Below are 16,992 nucleotides of genomic sequence, written 5' to 3' on the forward strand. Positions count from 1 at the left end.
TGGGGCGTGTTGACGGTAGCTTTGAAGCCTCGGTGGACCTTCGTCAGCGCGCCCCGGCAGGTGTGTGGAGGGTTGCCGACCCGGCTCGACTCAGGTTGCGGACCGCCCAGTGGCCGCGCCGGGTGGACGAGAACGGGCGATGGTGCGGCCGGCACTGGGACCTGACTCGTCGGCCCCAAGCGCGTATCCGTCATCGGTTGCGGTCACCCGCTCCACGAAGAAGCCCCGGGCCAGCGGCCCGGGGCTTCTTCTTTGTCCACTCCGCGCTGGAGCGCTGTCCATAAAAGTGGACGCGCTGTCAGGAGATGTGGATGGCCGACCAGTTCGTGGTCTTGCCGGCCTGTGACCGGTTGTCGAAGCCGCCGTGGCCGTTGCCCCGGTTCAGCCAGGCGTGGCCGGTCTTGTCGAGCGAGATCAGGTCGGCCCGGCCGTCACCGGACAGGTCGAGCCCGCCGACCACGTCCTTGTAGGAGGTGCCCCAGTCCTTGAAGACCAGCGACCGGGGCTTGAAGGTGCCGGTGCCGGTCCCTCGGAACCGCCACAGCTCGTTCGACGCGTCGAGGGCCAGCAGGTCGTTCTTGCCGTCGCCGTCGAGGTCCCCGGCGGCGAGCAGCTTCTTGTAGCCGCCGAAGCCGGACCCGGCGAGCGAGCGGGCCTTGAAGCCGCCCGCGCCGTTGTTCGCGTACACGTACAGCTTCCCGGTCGAGGCGGACCGGGTCAGCAGGTCGGCCCGGCCGTCGCCCGTCACGTCGCCGGGCGAGACGACCGCGTCGTACCCGCTCCAGTCCGAGGAGACCTTGACGTGGAACGACTGCTGGTCGGGCAGCCCGCCGCAGACCGTCGGGTAGACGCGGGCCTCGCCCTTCGGGTAGCGGACGAACACGTCGTTGCAGCGGTCGCCGTCGAGGTCGCCGTACGGCAGCACGAGCGTGCCCGTCGGCCAGCTGCTCGCGCGCTGCCCCGCCGACAGCTTCGTCGCGTCGCCCGCGTACACCTTCAGCCCGGTGCTGTTCCGGCCGAACAGGTCGGGCTTGCCGTCGTCCGTGTAGTCACCCCACTTGGGCAGCGCGCGGCTGGTGGTGGTGGCCTGCTGGACGCCGTCCAGGACGATGCTGTTCGTCCCGGTCAGCTTGTACTCGTCCCACAGCACGACGGGCCGGCCGAGCGCATCGGCAGCCACCTGGGGCGCCCCGGTGGACTGGGCACTCGTCGCACTCAGCCGCCGCGGGGCGGACCAGGTGCCGCCCTTGAAGACGGCGGCCATCGTGTACTCCTCGCCCGAGTAGCCCTCCCGCCAGGTCACCGTGACCGTGCCGCCCGAGGTGGCGGCCGCGCTCACCGCGCGCACCTTCTTGTGCGTGGAGAAGGGCTGCGTGTACGGCTGCCAGACGCCGGTGGCCGCCGAGCGCACCGCGTACCAGGGGCCGGTCGAGTAGCCGGGTCCGCCGGCGACGAAGAGGTCGCCGTTGGGCAGGTGGACGGGTGCCGTCATCCCGTACGTGCTGCCGTAGTTGGCGGCGGAACGAGGGGTGCTCCACTGCGTGGCGCTGACGGCCCGGCGCGTGTGCATGAGGTGCGCGTTGTCGTCGTAGAACACATCGAAGCCGCCCTGCGGACTGGCGAAAACCTTCGGGCGCGCCAGGTCCACGCCCGGGACCGGGAAGCCCTTGACCGCGGTCCAGGCGGACGCGCCGGGGGCCTTCTCCAGGGCGACGACGGCCTTGCTCGCCTGCCACTGCCACACCAGCAGAGCGGTGCCGTCCTTGGCGACCGCCAGGTCCATGGCGGAAATGTCCCGGCTGCCGGACGGCGGCTGCACGTTGAGCTCGACCGGAGCGGTCCACGCGGCCTGCGGGCCGGTCTTCTCGGCGGCCTTCACCACGCCGGAGACCGACCACACGGCGACCAGCCGGCCATCGGGGGCCGCTGCCAGGTGGTGGTAGCCCTTCTCGGGGACCGCGGCGACGTACTCGGACTCGGAGAAGGCGGTCGCGCCGGGCGCGAGGGTGGCCACCTTCAGCCAGTAGTTGTTGTGGTCGTCGGCGCGCTTGGCCCGCCAGACCAGGCGCACCGAGCCGTCGCCGAGCGGGACGAGCTCGGTGTTGTACCCGCCTGCGTCCGGCCAGGTCTGCGGGGCGAGCCAACGGGTGCTGCCGGCGGGCCTGATCCGGGTGGAACGGGAGAGCCCGTCGCCGGTGAGGGAGACGAGGGCGCCGTTCCCGGCCGACTCCAGGACGTTCAGCCCGCCCGATGCGGAGGCGGGGTTGGGGTTCGGGGCATGCAGGGTGCGGGTGCCCCACGGGCCCGGCGCACGCGTCTCGACGGCGGCCGTGGCGGTGGTGCCGGTGGTGGCCGGGGCCGCGACCGTGGCGGTGGTGCGGGCGGCGGCCGGGGCGGCGGCCGCCAGGGCGAGGATGGGAGTGAGCGCGATGCCGAGCACCACGCGGGACTGCGAAGTCATGGGAATGCCCCCCCGGGCAGGCGTATCCGGAGATACGGATTCGCCGAACTGTTCGATCAAGTCAGGCGCAGCGTATATCAGCCAAGATCGGCCCGTTCGGGGGTTTCCCTGCCCCTGCTCAATCGTTCTGTGCGGGGGATTCCCTGCCCCTGCTCAGAGGAATTCGGCCAGCACGCGCAGCACCGGCAGAGTCTCGGTCAGCCCGTGCCCGCCGATCGGCTTGACCGACCTGTACCTCTATCACTCCGCGTCCGCCCCAGCCGATGAGATCGCCGCGCACCACGACGCCCTGTGGGATTCGCTCGCCGCAGGTGGCTGGAGGGAAGCACCCGGTCCGGTGCCAGAGCTCGCCGAGAACTACGCCCCTGGCGACAGGAACCCCTCGTCGCTGAGGTCCACGACAGACTGTTCGGCCTGATGACGGCAGCGTAGAAGAGAGAAGGAGACACCGATGGCAGCCAGCTCCCGGCCCACGCCAAGCAGGCGGTACGCACGCAGGTCTGGGACGCCCTGACCGCCGCGGACGCCGTCCACGACGCCTCCGTTCACGGCCGCATCCCCAACTTCAAGGGTGCCGAGGAAGCCGCGGCCCGACTCGCGGCGCTCCCGGCCTGGCAACGCGCGAGCGTCGTCAAGGCCGTGCCGGACAAGGCCCAACTACCGGTCCGCGCAAGGGCCCTGGAGGAGGGGAAGACCGTCTACATGGCGGTCCCGAAGCTGGCCACCCTCAAGCCCTTCTACCTCCTCGACCCGGCCGCCCTCACGGTCCCGCCCACCGAGGCCGCGGTCAGCCGCAACGCAGCCACTTTCGCCCCCACTGTCGAGGTCGACGCCCTTCGTCCCCTGGACCTGATCATCCTGGGCAGCGTCGCCGTCAACCGCGACGGCGCCCGCATCGGCAAGGGCGCCGGCTACTCCGACATCGAGTTCGCCCTGCTCACCGAGGCCGGTCTTGTGACGCCGGAGACCACCATCGTCACCACTGTCCACACACTCCAGGTGACCGACACCCCGATCCCCACTGCCGACCACGATGTGAGCGTCGACCTGATCGTGACGCCTGGCGAGGCCATCGTCTGCCCGAACCCCCACCGGCCGTCAGGAGTCGACTGGTCGGCCCTCACGGCGGAGAAGATCGCTGCGATCCCGGCGCTGGCGGCACGGCAGGGAGCCTGACGACCGAAGCCGGAAGTGTCCGCTCCCAGCGCGGTAGAACTTTCCTACTTCATCAAGGCGCCTCGCAACGCTCGCCGCGCGCTCCCCGGCTCACCGCCAGGGCCTGACGCCTGCCTCCGGCCCGCTCTGGCCCCGGCTGTGCCGGTCGCGCGGCTGGAGCGAGCACCGTGGTGGGGGAGAAACCCGCTGTGGCCGGGGCGGTCGGCTCTACGGCTCTAGGCAGCCACTTTGGGGCGAGCCTCGAAGATCACGGCCCCAGCATCGTGCTCTGCAGGCAGGTCCACTGGCTGCCCGACTCGTCATCATTTTGCGGGGCCGTGATCACTCGCCCCAAAGCACCTCCAGCCCAGGGCCGCTCCGCCGACCTAGTCAGACGCCGCTAGCGGTGTAGCTACACAAGGCATACGGTTTGGAGAGCAATCAGGGCGGCTAACGTCTTATAACGGGATGAAACTGCACCTAGCTAGTGAGGTAGTCATGCTTCTGAGGTTCCGCGTCACCAACCACAAGTCCATCCGTGACACCACTGAACTCGTGCTCACCAAGTCAAGCTTCGAAGGGGTGCGCCCCAAGGACGGTGACTGGGGCTCGGTGACGAACCGTGCCATCGGCATCTTCGGACCGAATGCATCAGGCAAAACCACACTCCTAGATGCAATGGATTTCGCCGCGAAAGCCATTAATCATTCCGCCACATGGAGCGATCGAGACTCCTTTCCTTACGCCCCCTTCCTGCTTGACGAGGACTCAAAAAAGGAAACCTCTGCTTATGAATTCGACTTCACGGTCAAGGGGACGCGTTACGCGTACGGATTCGAAAGTAACTCCACAGGGGTCGCTTCCGAGTGGCTTTATTCATTTCCGGAGGGGCGACGCCGCACTCTTTTCGACAGGAGTGGCCCGAGTCCAAAAGATTTGACTTTTAGTAGGAACCTGAAGGGTGAGAACGTTCGAATTTCCCGCCTGATGGGAGCCCGTAACCTTTACCTCTCCACGGCAAGCATGGCAAATCATGGGCAATTGCAGGGAATTCACCACTACCTGACCAGGCATTTGCGCTACGCCGCATTCTCCGAATTCTATAAACAGAGCAGAATCAGGTCGGTAAAGAAATGGATTGAAGAAGAGGAGACTCTGGGGCAGGCCCAAACTTTGCTACGTTTCGCCGACCTGGGGATTCAGCGCCTCTCGCTGGAGGAAATTGAGATCGATGAGAAGACCCAGTCGAACATGCGTAGGGCAATGAAGGTCGTTCTGGAGGAGGGGGATGATGAAGAAAAATTCTTCGCCGACTTCCTGGAAGAGCAAAGGAAGGTGATCAGTTTTTGGCATCAAGGATCATCCAGCGATGACGGCTCCCACAATCTGGACCTAAGCGACGAGAGTAGCGGTACGGTTGCATGGCTTTCTCTTGCATTGCCTGCGCTACGAGAGATTAGGTACGGTGGGGTACTAATCGTGGACGAGCTCGACTCCAGCCTGCACCCAAGGCTCGCATCGGCACTCATTGCCATGTTCAAGTCCCCGAAGATCAACCCGCTCGGCGCTCAGATTGTATTTACCTCACACGACACTTCTCTGATGGGGCATCTCTCGGGTGATGGCCTGGACAGGGAGGAGATGTGGTTTGCCGAAAAATCACCAGATGGAGTCACGGAGCTATACCCCCTGACAGATTTTCCCGTCAAGAAGGACCACAACGTGGAGCGCCGGTATCTCGGCGGAAGATACGGAGCGGTCCCCACGCTCGCCTGGGAAGAGTTGCTTGCGTCACTGCAGATGGAGGCGCAAGCATGAGCCGTCGCCAATTGCGGGGCCCTCAGAGAATTTCAAAGTCGAAAAATAGGAGGATCGAGCACACAAAGATTCTCATCGCCACTGAAGGTATCAACACGGAGCCACAGTATTTCGAGAAGTTCACCGCATTAATAAAAGCCAAAGCCATCCGAGTGGTCAGCATAAAACCAGTCGGAGTCGGTCGAGATCCTTTGAGTGTGGTAAGCGAAGCGAAAAGACTTCGGGATCTCGAAGGGAGAGGTGGAGATCCCTTCGATGCGGTCTGGTGCGTGGTTGATGTGGACGAACACGCCAGTCTTGAGAGAGCATGCATCGAAGCTGGCCGCGCGAGCATCGAAATAGCGGTCAGCTCGCCGTGCTTCGAAATTTGGTTACTTTGGCATTTCGAGAACCGCACGTCATGGATAAATGCGAGCATGCTTTCTAAACTCTTGCGAAAAAAGGGATTCTCCGGAAAAGACATGCCGAGTGGATTCCCTTACGAGAAGTACCCGGAAGCCATGAATAATGCCTCTAGGTGCGAGAAGGTCAAGGTGAAGCACGCGCCACCAAATCCGCATAGTTCAGTCCCAGATCTGATCTCGGCGTTACTCGACGCGCATGGTCAGAAGCCTTAGTGAAAAATGCTGTTGTCAAAGTAATGGATTACGCGGGCCGACCGTCTGCGACTTGGCCCATTTCCCTCAAGCGAGCCCTAGCAAGCCGGGGAGTTCACTCTCAAAGCCAGTCCGGCTCGAACAGGCTGATCCCTCCACAATAGGCCGGAGCTGCGGGTCTACAGCTGTCGGTCGACGGTGGTAGGGCGATCGCCTGACCGAGCAATGTCGGAGGACTGAACGGCGGCCACGGCGCACCAGATGAGCACCAGTACAGCCAGTCAACAGCGGTCAGCGCCAGTCGTGTAATCGTCATCCAGCAAGGCGACGGAGGCACGGTTGCCGCAGGTCAGGATCCACCCGCCCGCAAACGATAGGGCGGTTCGACGCCCTCCAAAGCATCGGCGATCTGACGCCGCCCTTCCCTGCGGCGCTCAGGCTGCTGCTGGAACGCCAGCACGTCCGCGAGGCGGACCACGCGGTGGCTGCTGCCAGGCAGGTTCGTCGAGGGGATGTCGCCGGCGTCGAGCAAGCGTGTGACGAACGGCCGGGACAGTCCCAGGAGTTCAGCGGTCTCAGTGGGGGACAACTGCACCTCGGAGGCCAGGACCGTAACCGCATGTCCGCGGGCCAGCTCACCGGCCGAGGCCAGAAGGATGCGGACCAGCTCCCCCGGCAGTATCAGTTCGCCGCCATCCGGGGTGCGCACCAACACCTCGACTGACTCCGGCGCCATCCGAGCAGTCGTGGCGAGCGCGCACCGGTGCGAGGGATTCGGTTCGACCTTCTCGGCACGGGCAAGAACGCTGGAACGAGCCATGGCCGCCCCCAATCACTGACCCGCCGAAGAATGCATCTGCAATACCTGTAACTGTACGGTCCGCGTGGGTGACCGTGGAGAAGGCACCCCCGCCTCGCTCGCTCCCGCGATTCGCGGTCGGCTTCGCGGGGACTGGTCAAGTCGCCCTGAGAAAGGCCGTTTCGGGCGGGCCGGGCAGGTTGGGTCGGGGATTTCCGGTTGTGGTGCAGGGAGCCGATTTCATGCGGTACCGTGATCGCGTCATCACGCTCCGTGTGTTCCAGTGCATGGGGCGGCCCCCGGGGGTGTTACGAGCACCATTCCGAGGGCCTTCACCACGAGTGGAAGAGACTCCACCGGGATGCTTTGGCATGCTATCGCGCCCTCTCGGCGCTACACGAAGGCTTCGCACGACGTCGTGCGGCATCCGCGTCTGAGCAGTGACGCGAAGATTCTTCTCCTGTACGTACAGGGGCTTCCCGATGAGCAGGCCGACAAGGCGCTCAGTGAGCACGCGAAGAAGCTCGGGATCACGGGACGGGCGTATCAGAGGGCCAAGGGGCAGCTGATCGCGGTCGGGTTCGTGCACGAGTGGAGGCGGCAGGGGGACCGCGGGTTCTGGGTGACCGACCAGCTGTGCGCGAATGTTCCTCTGACGGTTGAACAGGCTGCCGCAGTGCGGAACGACAGGGTTGGTGCCCCATCAACCCCATCAACCCCAGCGGCTCCTGCGGCCCCGGGCGCCCGTCCGGGTGCGCGGAATCCGGCCGTCGGTGAGCCGGGGGGCCGGGCGGTCGGTGGTTATGAACCGGTAGATGAAGAACTTGGGGAGAACTACTCCCACCCACCCTCCGAAGACGTCGAAGCGTTCGAAGCGTTCGAAGAGTTCGTAGCTTCCGAAGTCGGGGAGGGAGAACGGGTGTTGCTCTCGCTGCGGCACGCGAATCCCCAACTGCACCTCGGGGTCCGGGAGGCGCGGGGGCTGGCCGAGGTCGCTGCCGAGTGGATTCGGCGCGGGGTGAGTGCTGCGGATCTGCGGCGGGCGTTGATCAGTGAGCTGCCCAGGGACGGCGTACGGTCCGCTGTCGGGTTCCTGCGTCACCGGCTCGTCCAGAAGCTCCCGGCGCCGGTGGCTGACCCGGCCCCACCCGTCGCGCCGCCGCCCGTAAGGGAGTTCATCGTCTGTGAGGGGGAGGGCGAGGAGCATGTGTTCCGTCCCGCCGGGGACGAGACCCTGTGCGGGCCGTGTGCCCGTGAGGCGAACCGGGTCTACTGGGCTGCCCGGCGGGCCGAGATGGAGAACGAACCCGATCCGTTGCCGTGGCGGGAGCGGGTCGCGGCGATCATCGAGGGAGAGCAGGGGCCGGAGCGAGGCCGAGGGCGAGGGGCGGAAGCGGGTCCGCTCGCGGTTCCCGCCGTCATGCGCGCTTCCAGCAGCGCCCGCGATGCGGCGACAGGGGCGTAGCGTCGTAGGCGTGCGGGCGCAGTCGTCACGGGGGCCGGCCGGGATGCCCGCAGGCGGCGACAGGTGGAAGGGACACGCGATGGCGGACTTTCGGGATCTGAAGTTCAGGGCGGTCACCTCGCTCCAGCGGCACGTGGTGAACCCGCTGGCCAGGCGGTCGGGATCGCAGATCCTGCTGGAGACGACCGGCCGCACCTCCGGCCTGCCACGCCGCACCCCGGTCGGCGGTCGGCGTGTGGGCCAGGAGTTCTGGCTGGTCTCCGAGTACGGCGACAAGTCGCAGTACGTCCGCAACATCCGGGCCGATCCCCGGGTCCGGGTCCGTATCGCGGGTCGCTGGTACGACGGGATCGCGCACCCGCTGCCCCAGGACGACGCCCGTGCCCGGCTCCGGACCCTGCCGCGCTACAACAGCGCCGTCGTGCGGGCCGTGGGTACGAATCTGCTGACCGTGCGGGTGGATCTGGCCGATTGAGTCCGGAACCGAGTGAGTCCGGAACCGATTGAGTCCGGAACCGAGTGTGCCGGAACCGAGTGTGCCGGAACCGAGTGTGCCGGAACCGAGTGTGCCCGGACGATGTGCAATCGTCCGGGCACGTACGGGCGTTGGTCCGCCGGATCAGTCGGTGATCTCGATCTTGCCGTTCTGGCTGCCGTCCTGGGCGGCGGTCTCCGGCTGGGCCGGGACCTCCGCCCGGGAGCCCGAGCCCTTGAGGTTCTTCAGCAGGGCGGTGAGGTCGACTCCCGTGGTGGAGCTGAGGAGTTCCATGCCCTGGGCGACATTGTCGGTGACCGTACGCGACAGCTGGCTCGCGCCGTCCGTCGAGATCACGGTCATCTTGTCGATGGCGCTCAGCGGCTCGGACGCCTTGGCGACGACCTGCGGCAGCACCTCGACCAGCATCTGGAGCACGGCCGCGTCGCCGTACTGCGCGAACGCGTCGGCCTTCTTCTGCATGGCCTCGGCCTCGGCCGCACCCTTCGCCGCGATGGCCGCGGCCTCCGCCTCGCCCTCGATGCGGACGGCGTCGGCGAGCGCCGAGCGGTGCAGCTTCTCGCCCTGACCGGTCAGCCGGGAGCGCTCGGCGTCCGCCTCGGCCTCCTTGACCTGGGCGATCCGGCGGGCCTCGGCCTCCTGCTCGGCCTGGTAGCGGGCGGCGTCGGCGGGCTTGCGGACCTTGGTGTCGAGCTCGCGGTCGGTCAGCGCGGCCTGGCGCTGGGCGACCTTCTCCTGCTCGGCGAGGACCTCCTGCTGGCGGGCCGCCTCGGCGAGCGGGCCCGCCGCGTTGGCCTTGGCCGCGGCGGCTTCCGTCTCGGCCTTGATCTCGGCCTGCTTGAGGTAGAAGGTCCGCTCGGCGATGGCGATCTCCTCGGCGGCCTTCAGCCGGGCCTGCTCCGAGGCCCGCTTGGCAATCGCCTCGGCGATGTCCGCCTCCTGCTTGGCGCGGGCGGCCTCGGGGCGGCCGAGGTCCTCCAGGTAGGAGCCCTCGGTGGTGATGTCCTGGATCTGGAAGGCGTCCAGGATCAGGCCCTGGCCGGAGAGGCTGGCCTCGGCCTCCTCCGCCACCTGGCCGGCGAACGCGGCCCGGTCGCGGATGATGTCCTCGACCGACATCCGGCCGACGATGGCGCGCAGCGCACCGGAGAGCACTTCCTGGGTGAAGCCGACGATGCCGTCCTGCTGCTGGAGGAAGCGCTGGGCCGCGGCCCGGATCGCTTCCTCGCTGCCGCCGACCTTGACGATCGCGACGCCTTCGAGGTTGGACTTCACGCCGCGCAGGGTGACGGCGCCGCGCACCGCGATCGGGATGTGCCGGCTGGAGAGGTCCAGGGTGAACTTCTGCTGGACGAACGGGACGACGAAGACGCCGCCGCCGACGACGACCTTCTGGCCGCTGTTGTCGATGCTGGTGCGGCCGGTCACCGGGTCGGTCGACTTCTTGCCGCGGCGGCCGGTGATGATGAACGCCTCGCTGGGCCCGGCGACCTTGTAGCGGGTGATGACGACGAGTGCGAGCAGCACCAGGAGTACGACGACTCCGGCGACTGCGGTCACGACTGGGCTCATAAGGGTGTCCCCCCTGCCTCCCTGAGGGGACGGCAGCTCGGTTTCGGGCGGTGTGCCGCGGTGCGGCACGGTGGATCGGCTCGGGCGGTGGTCGGCGCCCTACGGGTCGGACTCGGCGTTCGACGGGTCGGACTCGGTGCCCGACGGGCCGGGCTCAGCGCTCGACGGGCCGGACCGCGACCGAGGTGGCCGACAACGCGGCCTCCACCCAGATCTCGGTGCCGCGTGCGACCGGCACCGCGCTCTTCGCCGCCAGCTTCACGTGCTGGCCCGCGAGTCGCAGCAGGACCTCGCCGTAGCCTTCGGCCGGGATGGCCGTGACGACCGACCCGGACGTGCCGACGAGGTCGTCGCTGCGCGGTGTGGCGCTGGTCTGGTCCCGCATCAGGGCCCGGCTGAACTTCCAGGTCAGCCAGGCCGCGACCAGCCCGGCCAGCGCTCCGGCGGCGGTCGCGGCGACCGTGCCGGCGCCGGTGGTGCCGAGCACGATCGCGCCGCCGAAGCCGAGCATCGAGAGGAATCCCGCGATGACCGGGAGGGACAGGAGGCCGTCGAAGAGGCCGTCCAGCACGCCCCCGAAGAGACCTTCGAGGATTCCGTCGAAGGTCAGGGACAGTACGAGCAGGACGATTCCCGCAATGCCGAGACCGAGAAACAAGGTCACGTGATCACCCTCCCCGAGATCTTCGAAATCCCCCGAACATTTCCGTCGAACTGGCTGGATGATCCCATAGGCGCCCGACAACCCGTACTGCCGGGTTCCGGCAATCTTTTACGCGCTCTTGATGCCGGACAACTGCTCGGTCAGTTTGTCGAGCGACTGGTACGTGGCACCGAGCAGCGCGACATGCTTCCAGCGCAGCACCCCGTCCGGGCCGATGAGGAAGATCGCGCGGCGCACCCCGATCCCCGGCGCCGCGACGCCGTACGCCCGCGCGGTCTCCCGCCCGGTGTCCGCGAGCAGCGGCATCCGCAGGCCGTGGGCGCGGGCGAACGACTCATGGCTGTCCACACCCTGTGGACTGATTCCCCAGACCTCCGCGTCGAGCTCGCCGAAGGCCTTCATGCCCGAGGAGTACGAGCAGAGCTGCTTGGTGCACACGGCCGTGTTGTCGCCCGGGTAGAACGCGAGGACCACGGAACGGCCGCGCGCCGCGGCGAGGCCGTAGTCGCGGCGTTCGAAGTCCTCGCCGGCGAGCCGGCCGCCCGGCAGGGTGAAGTCCGGGGCGATCAGGCCGAGTTGTGGTGACGATCCCATGTCGGTTCCTCCGTGGTCCGGTGCTGCCGGGTTTTTCCGTCCGTGTCCCGTACAGCATGCTCGGTACGGGTCCGGCTCCCGCACCAGGAGGTACGTATGGCAGCACCGCCGTCCGCCGTCCGCCCGTCAGCCGTCCGCCCGTCAGCGGCCGTGCTCCTGCTGCACGGGGGCGCGGAGACGGGCCTGGCCGCGCCGCTGCCCGGCCCGCTGAATCTGCCCGGCATGCGGATGCGCCCCTTCGCCCGGACCATCGCCGGGGCGACGGGCGGCGGCGGAGACGTTCTCGTACGCACCGCCCGCTACGCCCACCACGGCTGGAACGGCCCCCGCGAGGACCCGCTGCACGACGCCCTGCGCGCCCTGGACGCCCTCGGCCGCGAGGCCGGGGAGATCCCGGTGGTCCTGGTCGGCCACTCGATGGGTGCCCGCGCCGCCCTGCGCGCCGCCGGTCACCCGCTGGTGCGCGGGGTGGTCGGCCTCGCCCCGTGGTGTCCGGCGGACGATCCGGTCGACCAGCTCGCGGGCCGCGACGTCGTCCTGCTGCACAGCACCCGCGACCGCATCACGAGCCCCCGCGCGTCCCAGCGCCTCACGGCCCGTGCCCGGCTGGCCGGTGCCCGCTCCTGTCTGGTCGCGATCCGGCGCAGCGACCACGCGATGCTCCGGCGCGCCGGGGAGTGGCACGCGCTGACCGCCCGGCTCGTCACCGGTCTGCTGGGCCTGGGCCCGCTCCCCGGGCCGGTCGCGACCGCCCTACGGCTCCCGCCGGACGCCCCGGCGGTGGCGGGCACCCTCGACCTGGACCTGCTGGAGGCGTGGCGGAACCGGGGGCCGGTGCCGTGGTGCAGGGGCGGGGGAACGGGAGCACCCTGGTAGGGAGGTGATCGTGATGGTGATGACAACTGTCGGGTGGCATGTGGAGCTCGAATTCGACGAGGACACCCACCGCACCCGCGCGGCCGCCCTGGTGCGGCTGCCCGACGGGACCGAGGTGCGGGCCCACGGCTACGCGAGCCGCCACCCCTCCGACAAGGACCAGCCGAGGGTGGGCGAGGAGATCGCGGGAGCCAGAGCGCTCAATGAACTGGCGATGAAGATGCTGACGAAGGCGCACGACGAGATCGACGAGGCGTCCGGCCGGACTTCGCACCCGCTGGCCTGACGCGGGGCCGGGGCCCGCGCCTGCCCCGGGACCCGGTCCGCACGGCGGACGCCGGCCCGGCGGCACCGGTCTGCGGATGCGCGGCGGGTGCGGGCGGCCGACGATATGAGGGCCGGGCAGCGGGTGGTCCGCGCCCGTCCAGGAGGTTGACGTGCAGGCCGATGCGTACGCCGACAGCCCTGTGCCGTTCGAACTCCGCGAGTTCGCGGCCCTGGTCGGCGGCACCATGGCCGGGGTGGGCGTGCTCGACACGGGGCTGCGCTACCTCTACGTCAACCCGGCCCTCGAACGGATCAACGGCATCCCGGCCGCCGAACACCTCGGACGCACCGTCGCCGAGGTCCTTCCGGGGCTCGACGCGCGCGAGGACATGATGCGCGCGGTGCTCGCCGACGGGAAGCCACGCGAGATCACCCTCAGCGGCTTCACCGCCGCGGACGCCACGGTCCGGCGGTACTGGCACGGGGCGTTCCACCGGCTGGAGTCCGACGGGCGGGTCGTGGGCCTGGCCGGGATCGTGCTGGAGGTCATGGCCGCGGACAAGGAGCGGCGCGAGCTGGAGCAGGCCCGGCGGCATCTGACCCTGCTCGACACCGCGGCCGCCCGGATCGGCACCACCCTCGACATGGACACCACCTGCGCCGAACTCGTCGACCTCGTCGTGCCGGGGCTGGCGGACCTCGCGACGGTCGAGGTGTTCCCGCCCGACGTCGCCGCACCGGTCCGGCCCGCACCGCCCGGGGTGCTGCGGCTGCGACGGGCGGCGCTGCGGGCGGTGCGCGGACTGAGCGACGAGCTGGACGGGTTCGGGCTGACCGGCGAGTACATCGACTACCAGGAGGGCGCGGCCGTGCAGCGCTGCCTGGCGGTCAACCAGCCGGTGGTGGAGAACCTCACCTCCGACGAGCAGCTCGTCCGCTCCGCCCCCGGCCCCGAACGGCTCGCCGCCTACCGCGCCCTCGGGATGCACTCGGCGGTCATCGTGCCCGTTACCGTGCGCAGCGGCCCGCTCGGCATCCTCGGCCTGATCCGGGCGGGCGACTCACCGGTCTTCACGGACGAGGACGTGGTGGTCGCCCGGGAACTCGCCGGCCGGGCCGCCGTCGATCTCGACCACGCCCGCCGGTACGCCCACGAGCACACCATCGCCCTGGAGCTCCAGCGCTCCCTGCTGTCCGAACCGCGCCCGCCGCATCCGCACATCGAGATCGCCACCCGCTATCTGCCGGCCGACCGCAGTGTGATGGTCGGCGGCGACTGGTTCGACGTCATCCCGCTGCGGGACGGCCGGCACCTCAAGGCGATGGGCGATGTGATGGGGCACGGGGTGGAGGCGGCGGTCGCCATGAGCCACTACCGCTCCCTGCTGCGGATGCTCGCCGACGACGAGCTGCCGCCACACCGGATCCTGGAACAGCTGGACCGGATGGTCGAGCGGTCCGGCCTGGACCGGGCGGCGACCTGTCTGCTGGCCGTCGTCGACCGGTTCGGCGGGGCATGCGAGGTGGCGAGCGCCGGGCATCTGCCGCCGGTGCTGATCGATCCCCGGGCGGGGGCCAGGGTGTGCGAGGAGATGGCGGTGGGGCCACCGCTGGGGACCGGTTTCGGCGGGTACCGGACGACGCTGCTGGAGTTCGAGCCGGACACGGTGCTGTTCCTGTACACCGACGGTCTGGTCGAGCGGCGCGACGAGGACATCGACGTCTCGGTCGGCCGTCTCAAGGAGCTGGTCCTGCCGGCCGGCGGCAGCCTCGACGACCTGCTGGACGACGTTCTCGAACGGTTCGGGCCGGGTGCCGAGGACGACATAGCGGTGCTGGCCTCCCGCACCCGGAACCCGCGGGCGTGGACGCCCGACGCCACCTGATCCCGTCCGGGCGGCGTCAGCCCAGCTCCAGGCTGGTGATGCCGAACAGTCCGGTGTGGTCGACGTCCGGTACCGGGCCGGTGTACATCCGGGCGGTCTCGAACGACGGGGTGAGGCCCAGCTGTTCGGCGAGACGCACGGCCGCCGGGTTGACGTCGGGCACGTCGATCGCGACCGGGACGCCGGGATCGGTCGCCGCCAGCGCGCCGACCAGGGCGCCGGCCACCTCGGGCGATTCCGCGTACACGGGACCGATGCGGGACGACGTACGGCAGGGGCGCAGCACGGCCAGACCCCGCAGTTCACCGTCGCGGACGGCGGCCAGCGAGGTGCGCGTGGGGTGGGCGATCCACGGCGCGAGGAAGCTGTCACGGTCGGCCGGGAAGAAGCGGCGGTCGTAGGCGGCGAGCCGGTCGAACGGGACGGAGCGGCCGTCGACGAGCTCCGTACCGGCCGGGGCGGGCAGGCCGGCGGGCGGCAGACCCTCGTAGCGCATGTTCGTCCACACGGAACGGAAGCCGGACTTGCGGTAGTTGGGCTGCTGGGCCACCACCCCGTCGAGGCCGACGTTGCGCCCGTCCAGCCGTGCCATGCCGGCCTGCCAGAGCTGGATGCCGTACCCCTGGCCGCGCAGGTGCGGGCGGGTGAGGTAGAAGCCGAGGAACCCGAAGCCGGAGCCGTAACGGACGACGGAGACGCAGGAGACCGGCTCGTCGTCGAGGCGGCCGATCAGGAAGCCGCGCGGATCGGCGGCGAAGAAGGCGTGGCGGTCGGTCAGTCCGGGATTCCAGCTCTCCTCGTGGGCCCATTCGGCGAGCATCGTGAGGTCGTCGGCGCTTGCGGTGGTGATCTCGAAGTTCGGCACGGGGCACCTGTACCCCTCGCGCCACCGTTTCAACGGTGGCTTCTCCGTCACCACCCGGTCCACAGCAGGTGGTTGACGAGCAGGGCGACGACGGCCTGTGCGGTCAGCCAGCCGCGCCGGGTGGCGGTGGGCAGCAGGGCGCCGAGGGGCAGCAGCCAGAGGATGAAGGGCTGCCAGATGCGTTCCGTCTCCGCCTTGCTCAGCCCGGACAGGTCGGCGGCCAGGAGCGCCGCGAGCGCCGCCAGGGCGAGCAGGATCAGCTGCCCGGCCGGGCAGGGGGCGCCGCCGCGCAGGGCGCGTACGGCCGCCGGGGCACCGGCCAGGGCGCGGCGGAGGCCGGCGACCGTGGCGAGGCCCGCGGCGATCGTGGTGCAGGCGAGATTCGCCCACACCCAGTAGGAGTACGGACGCAGCCCGCCCGCCCCCTGGTGGTAGCGCTCGACCAGCAGCCGGTAGCCCTCCCACCAGTCGTAGCCCGCCAGGGTGAAGACGGCCGGGACGACCAGCGCCCCGAGGAGGACGAGCGGGAGGGGGCGGGCGGTGCGGCTGAGCACGAGGACGGCGAGGAGCGGGACCGCGATCAGCGTCAGTCCGTAACTGAGATAGCAGGTCAGGCCGTACAGCAGACCGGAGCCGAGCGCGGCGAGGCGGGGCAGGCGCCCCGAACGGGTCGCGGCCACGGCGAGGAGCGCCACCGACCAGGCGGCGACGGCGGTGAAGTAGGCGTCGGCGGATGTGCCGGCCCACACCGCGACCGGCGCCAGGACCAGGAACGGGGCGGCACGGCGCGCGAGGCGTTCGCCGGCCAGCGCGCGCAGCGCGATCAGGGCGGCCGGGACGGCGGAGCCGCCCACCACGATGCACCAGGTCCCGGCCCAGGCCCCGCCGCCGAGCCCGATGTGGTCGAGCAGCACGAAGGTGAGCGTGGCGCCCGGCGGATGACCGGCGACATGGGTGGGCCAGTTGTCCGGGGAGCCGAGCAGGATGTGCTGGTCGAAGCCGCGCAGGGCGGCGCCGATGTCCTGGAAGCGGTTGACGGCCGACAGGTATTCGTTCCTGGTGGTGAGCCGTTCGGCGACACCGGGGCCCCAGCCGTCGATCAGCGCCAGCGAGAAGATCCAGGCGAGCGAGGCCGCCCAGGCGGCCGGGGGCAGCGCCCGCGGCCGGATCCGGTCGGCCAGCGGCGGCCCGTACGCGACGACGGCCGCCGCGACGGCGAGGGCGGCCGGGGTGCCGGGGCCGGCGTGCGGGTGCCAGGACGCCAGCAGGGGAGGCCAGTGGACGGACAGGATCCGGTCGGCGTTCCGGATCGACCGGCCGACGAGCACGGCCGCGGTGACGAGCAGCACGCCCGCTGCGGCGGCGAGCAGGTCGCGGCGGCGGCCGGTGCGGTCCGCGGTGCCGGTGGGGGTCTTCACGCGGTCACGCTATGCAGGGCGCGGCGCCATCGGGCGGTGCCACGGGGCCGCGTCACCGGA

At 69.5% G+C, this 16,992-nt stretch carries 15 protein-coding genes and 1 pseudogene; 8 read left to right on the top strand and 8 right to left on the bottom strand.

The genetic code is table 11. The features are described 5' to 3' along the window. Nucleotides 1-298: 298 nt before the first annotated feature. Nucleotides 299-2,461, bottom strand: a complete 2,163-nt coding sequence (locus tag OG520_RS21170; RefSeq protein ID WP_406014196.1) for an FG-GAP repeat domain-containing protein — start codon at nucleotides 2,459-2,461, stop codon at nucleotides 299-301. A gap of 474 nt (nucleotides 2,462-2,935) precedes the next feature. Here OG520_RS21170 and OG520_RS21175 point away from each other — a divergent pair. From OG520_RS21175 to OG520_RS21185, 3 genes and pseudogenes are all read left to right on the top strand, one after another. Then, nucleotides 2,936-3,637: pseudogene (locus OG520_RS21175) on the top strand (5-formyltetrahydrofolate cyclo-ligase); the annotation flags it as partial. A 477-nt stretch (nucleotides 3,638-4,114) separates the two neighbouring features. Continuing rightward, nucleotides 4,115-5,434 carry an ATP/GTP-binding protein gene (locus OG520_RS21180; RefSeq protein WP_406014197.1) on the top strand — a complete coding sequence of 440 codons (1,320 nt, stop codon included), beginning with the start codon at nucleotides 4,115-4,117 and terminating at the stop codon, nucleotides 5,432-5,434. Then, complete coding sequence (locus tag OG520_RS21185; protein WP_406014198.1) at nucleotides 5,431-6,051, top strand: RloB family protein; 621 nt, start codon at nucleotides 5,431-5,433, stop codon at nucleotides 6,049-6,051. The genes OG520_RS21180 and OG520_RS21185 overlap by 4 nt, the downstream gene beginning before the upstream one ends. A 328-nt stretch (nucleotides 6,052-6,379) precedes the next feature. Here the strand turns inward: OG520_RS21185 and OG520_RS21190 are convergent, their stop codons facing one another. Further along, on the bottom strand, nucleotides 6,380-6,850 hold the full coding sequence (locus OG520_RS21190; protein ID WP_406014199.1) for a helix-turn-helix domain-containing protein: 471 nt from the start codon (nucleotides 6,848-6,850) through the stop codon (nucleotides 6,380-6,382). 691 nt (nucleotides 6,851-7,541) lie between these two features. Beyond that, a complete protein-coding gene (locus OG520_RS21195) occupies nucleotides 7,542-7,769 on the bottom strand; it encodes a hypothetical protein (RefSeq protein WP_406014200.1) in 228 nt (75 codons plus the stop codon). Here OG520_RS21195 and OG520_RS21200 point away from each other — a divergent pair. Further along, on the top strand, nucleotides 7,749-8,294 hold the full coding sequence (locus OG520_RS21200; RefSeq protein ID WP_406014201.1) for a hypothetical protein: 546 nt from the start codon (nucleotides 7,749-7,751) through the stop codon (nucleotides 8,292-8,294). The two genes, OG520_RS21195 and OG520_RS21200, sit on opposite strands and share 21 nt — an antisense overlap. 79 nt (nucleotides 8,295-8,373) lie before the next feature. Next, complete coding sequence (locus tag OG520_RS21205) at nucleotides 8,374-8,769, top strand: nitroreductase/quinone reductase family protein (RefSeq protein ID WP_399328526.1); 396 nt, start codon at nucleotides 8,374-8,376, stop codon at nucleotides 8,767-8,769. Nucleotides 8,770-8,913: 144 nt separating this feature from the next. Here OG520_RS21205 and OG520_RS21210 read toward each other — a convergent pair whose 3' ends face one another. The 3 genes from OG520_RS21210 to OG520_RS21220 form a co-directional block, all read right to left on the bottom strand. Then, nucleotides 8,914-10,362: a flotillin family protein gene (locus OG520_RS21210; protein ID WP_406014202.1), complete on the bottom strand. Its 1,449-nt coding sequence runs from the start codon at nucleotides 10,360-10,362 to the stop codon at nucleotides 8,914-8,916. A 154-nt stretch (nucleotides 10,363-10,516) separates the two neighbouring features. Continuing rightward, nucleotides 10,517-11,026: a hypothetical protein gene (locus OG520_RS21215; protein WP_406014203.1), complete on the bottom strand. Its 510-nt coding sequence runs from the start codon at nucleotides 11,024-11,026 to the stop codon at nucleotides 10,517-10,519. Between the two features lie 108 nt (nucleotides 11,027-11,134). After that, on the bottom strand, nucleotides 11,135-11,620 hold the full coding sequence (locus tag OG520_RS21220) for a peroxiredoxin family protein (RefSeq protein WP_406014204.1): 486 nt from the start codon (nucleotides 11,618-11,620) through the stop codon (nucleotides 11,135-11,137). 96 nt (nucleotides 11,621-11,716) lie between these two features. On the opposite strand from OG520_RS21220, the gene OG520_RS21225 reads away from it, so the two are divergent. The 3 genes from OG520_RS21225 to OG520_RS21235 all read left to right on the top strand — a co-directional run bounded on the left by OG520_RS21225 (nucleotide 11,717) and on the right by OG520_RS21235 (nucleotide 14,649). After that, on the top strand, nucleotides 11,717-12,496 hold the full coding sequence (locus tag OG520_RS21225; protein WP_406014205.1) for an alpha/beta hydrolase: 780 nt from the start codon (nucleotides 11,717-11,719) through the stop codon (nucleotides 12,494-12,496). 13 nt (nucleotides 12,497-12,509) lie between these two features. After that, the gene (locus OG520_RS21230) at nucleotides 12,510-12,782 is read left to right on the top strand and encodes a DUF1876 domain-containing protein (RefSeq protein ID WP_385325773.1); all 273 of its coding nucleotides are present in this window, start codon (nucleotides 12,510-12,512) and stop codon (nucleotides 12,780-12,782) included. Nucleotides 12,783-12,933: 151 nt separating this feature from the next. Beyond that, a complete protein-coding gene (locus tag OG520_RS21235) occupies nucleotides 12,934-14,649 on the top strand; it encodes a SpoIIE family protein phosphatase (protein ID WP_406014206.1) in 1,716 nt (571 codons plus the stop codon). Between the two features lie 16 nt (nucleotides 14,650-14,665). Here the strand turns inward: OG520_RS21235 and OG520_RS21240 are convergent, their stop codons facing one another. Together OG520_RS21240 and OG520_RS21245 are read right to left on the bottom strand one after the other, a co-directional pair. After that, nucleotides 14,666-15,514: a GNAT family N-acetyltransferase gene (locus OG520_RS21240; protein WP_406014207.1), complete on the bottom strand. Its 849-nt coding sequence runs from the start codon at nucleotides 15,512-15,514 to the stop codon at nucleotides 14,666-14,668. A gap of 47 nt (nucleotides 15,515-15,561) precedes the next feature. Continuing rightward, nucleotides 15,562-16,932 carry a hypothetical protein gene (locus OG520_RS21245; protein WP_406014208.1) on the bottom strand — a complete coding sequence of 457 codons (1,371 nt, stop codon included), beginning with the start codon at nucleotides 16,930-16,932 and terminating at the stop codon, nucleotides 15,562-15,564. Nucleotides 16,933-16,992 lie beyond the last annotated feature (60 nt).

This window comes from Streptomyces sp. NBC_00984 (assembly GCF_045162475.1).
Classification (GTDB): Bacteria; Actinomycetota; Actinomycetes; order Streptomycetales; family Streptomycetaceae; genus Streptomyces.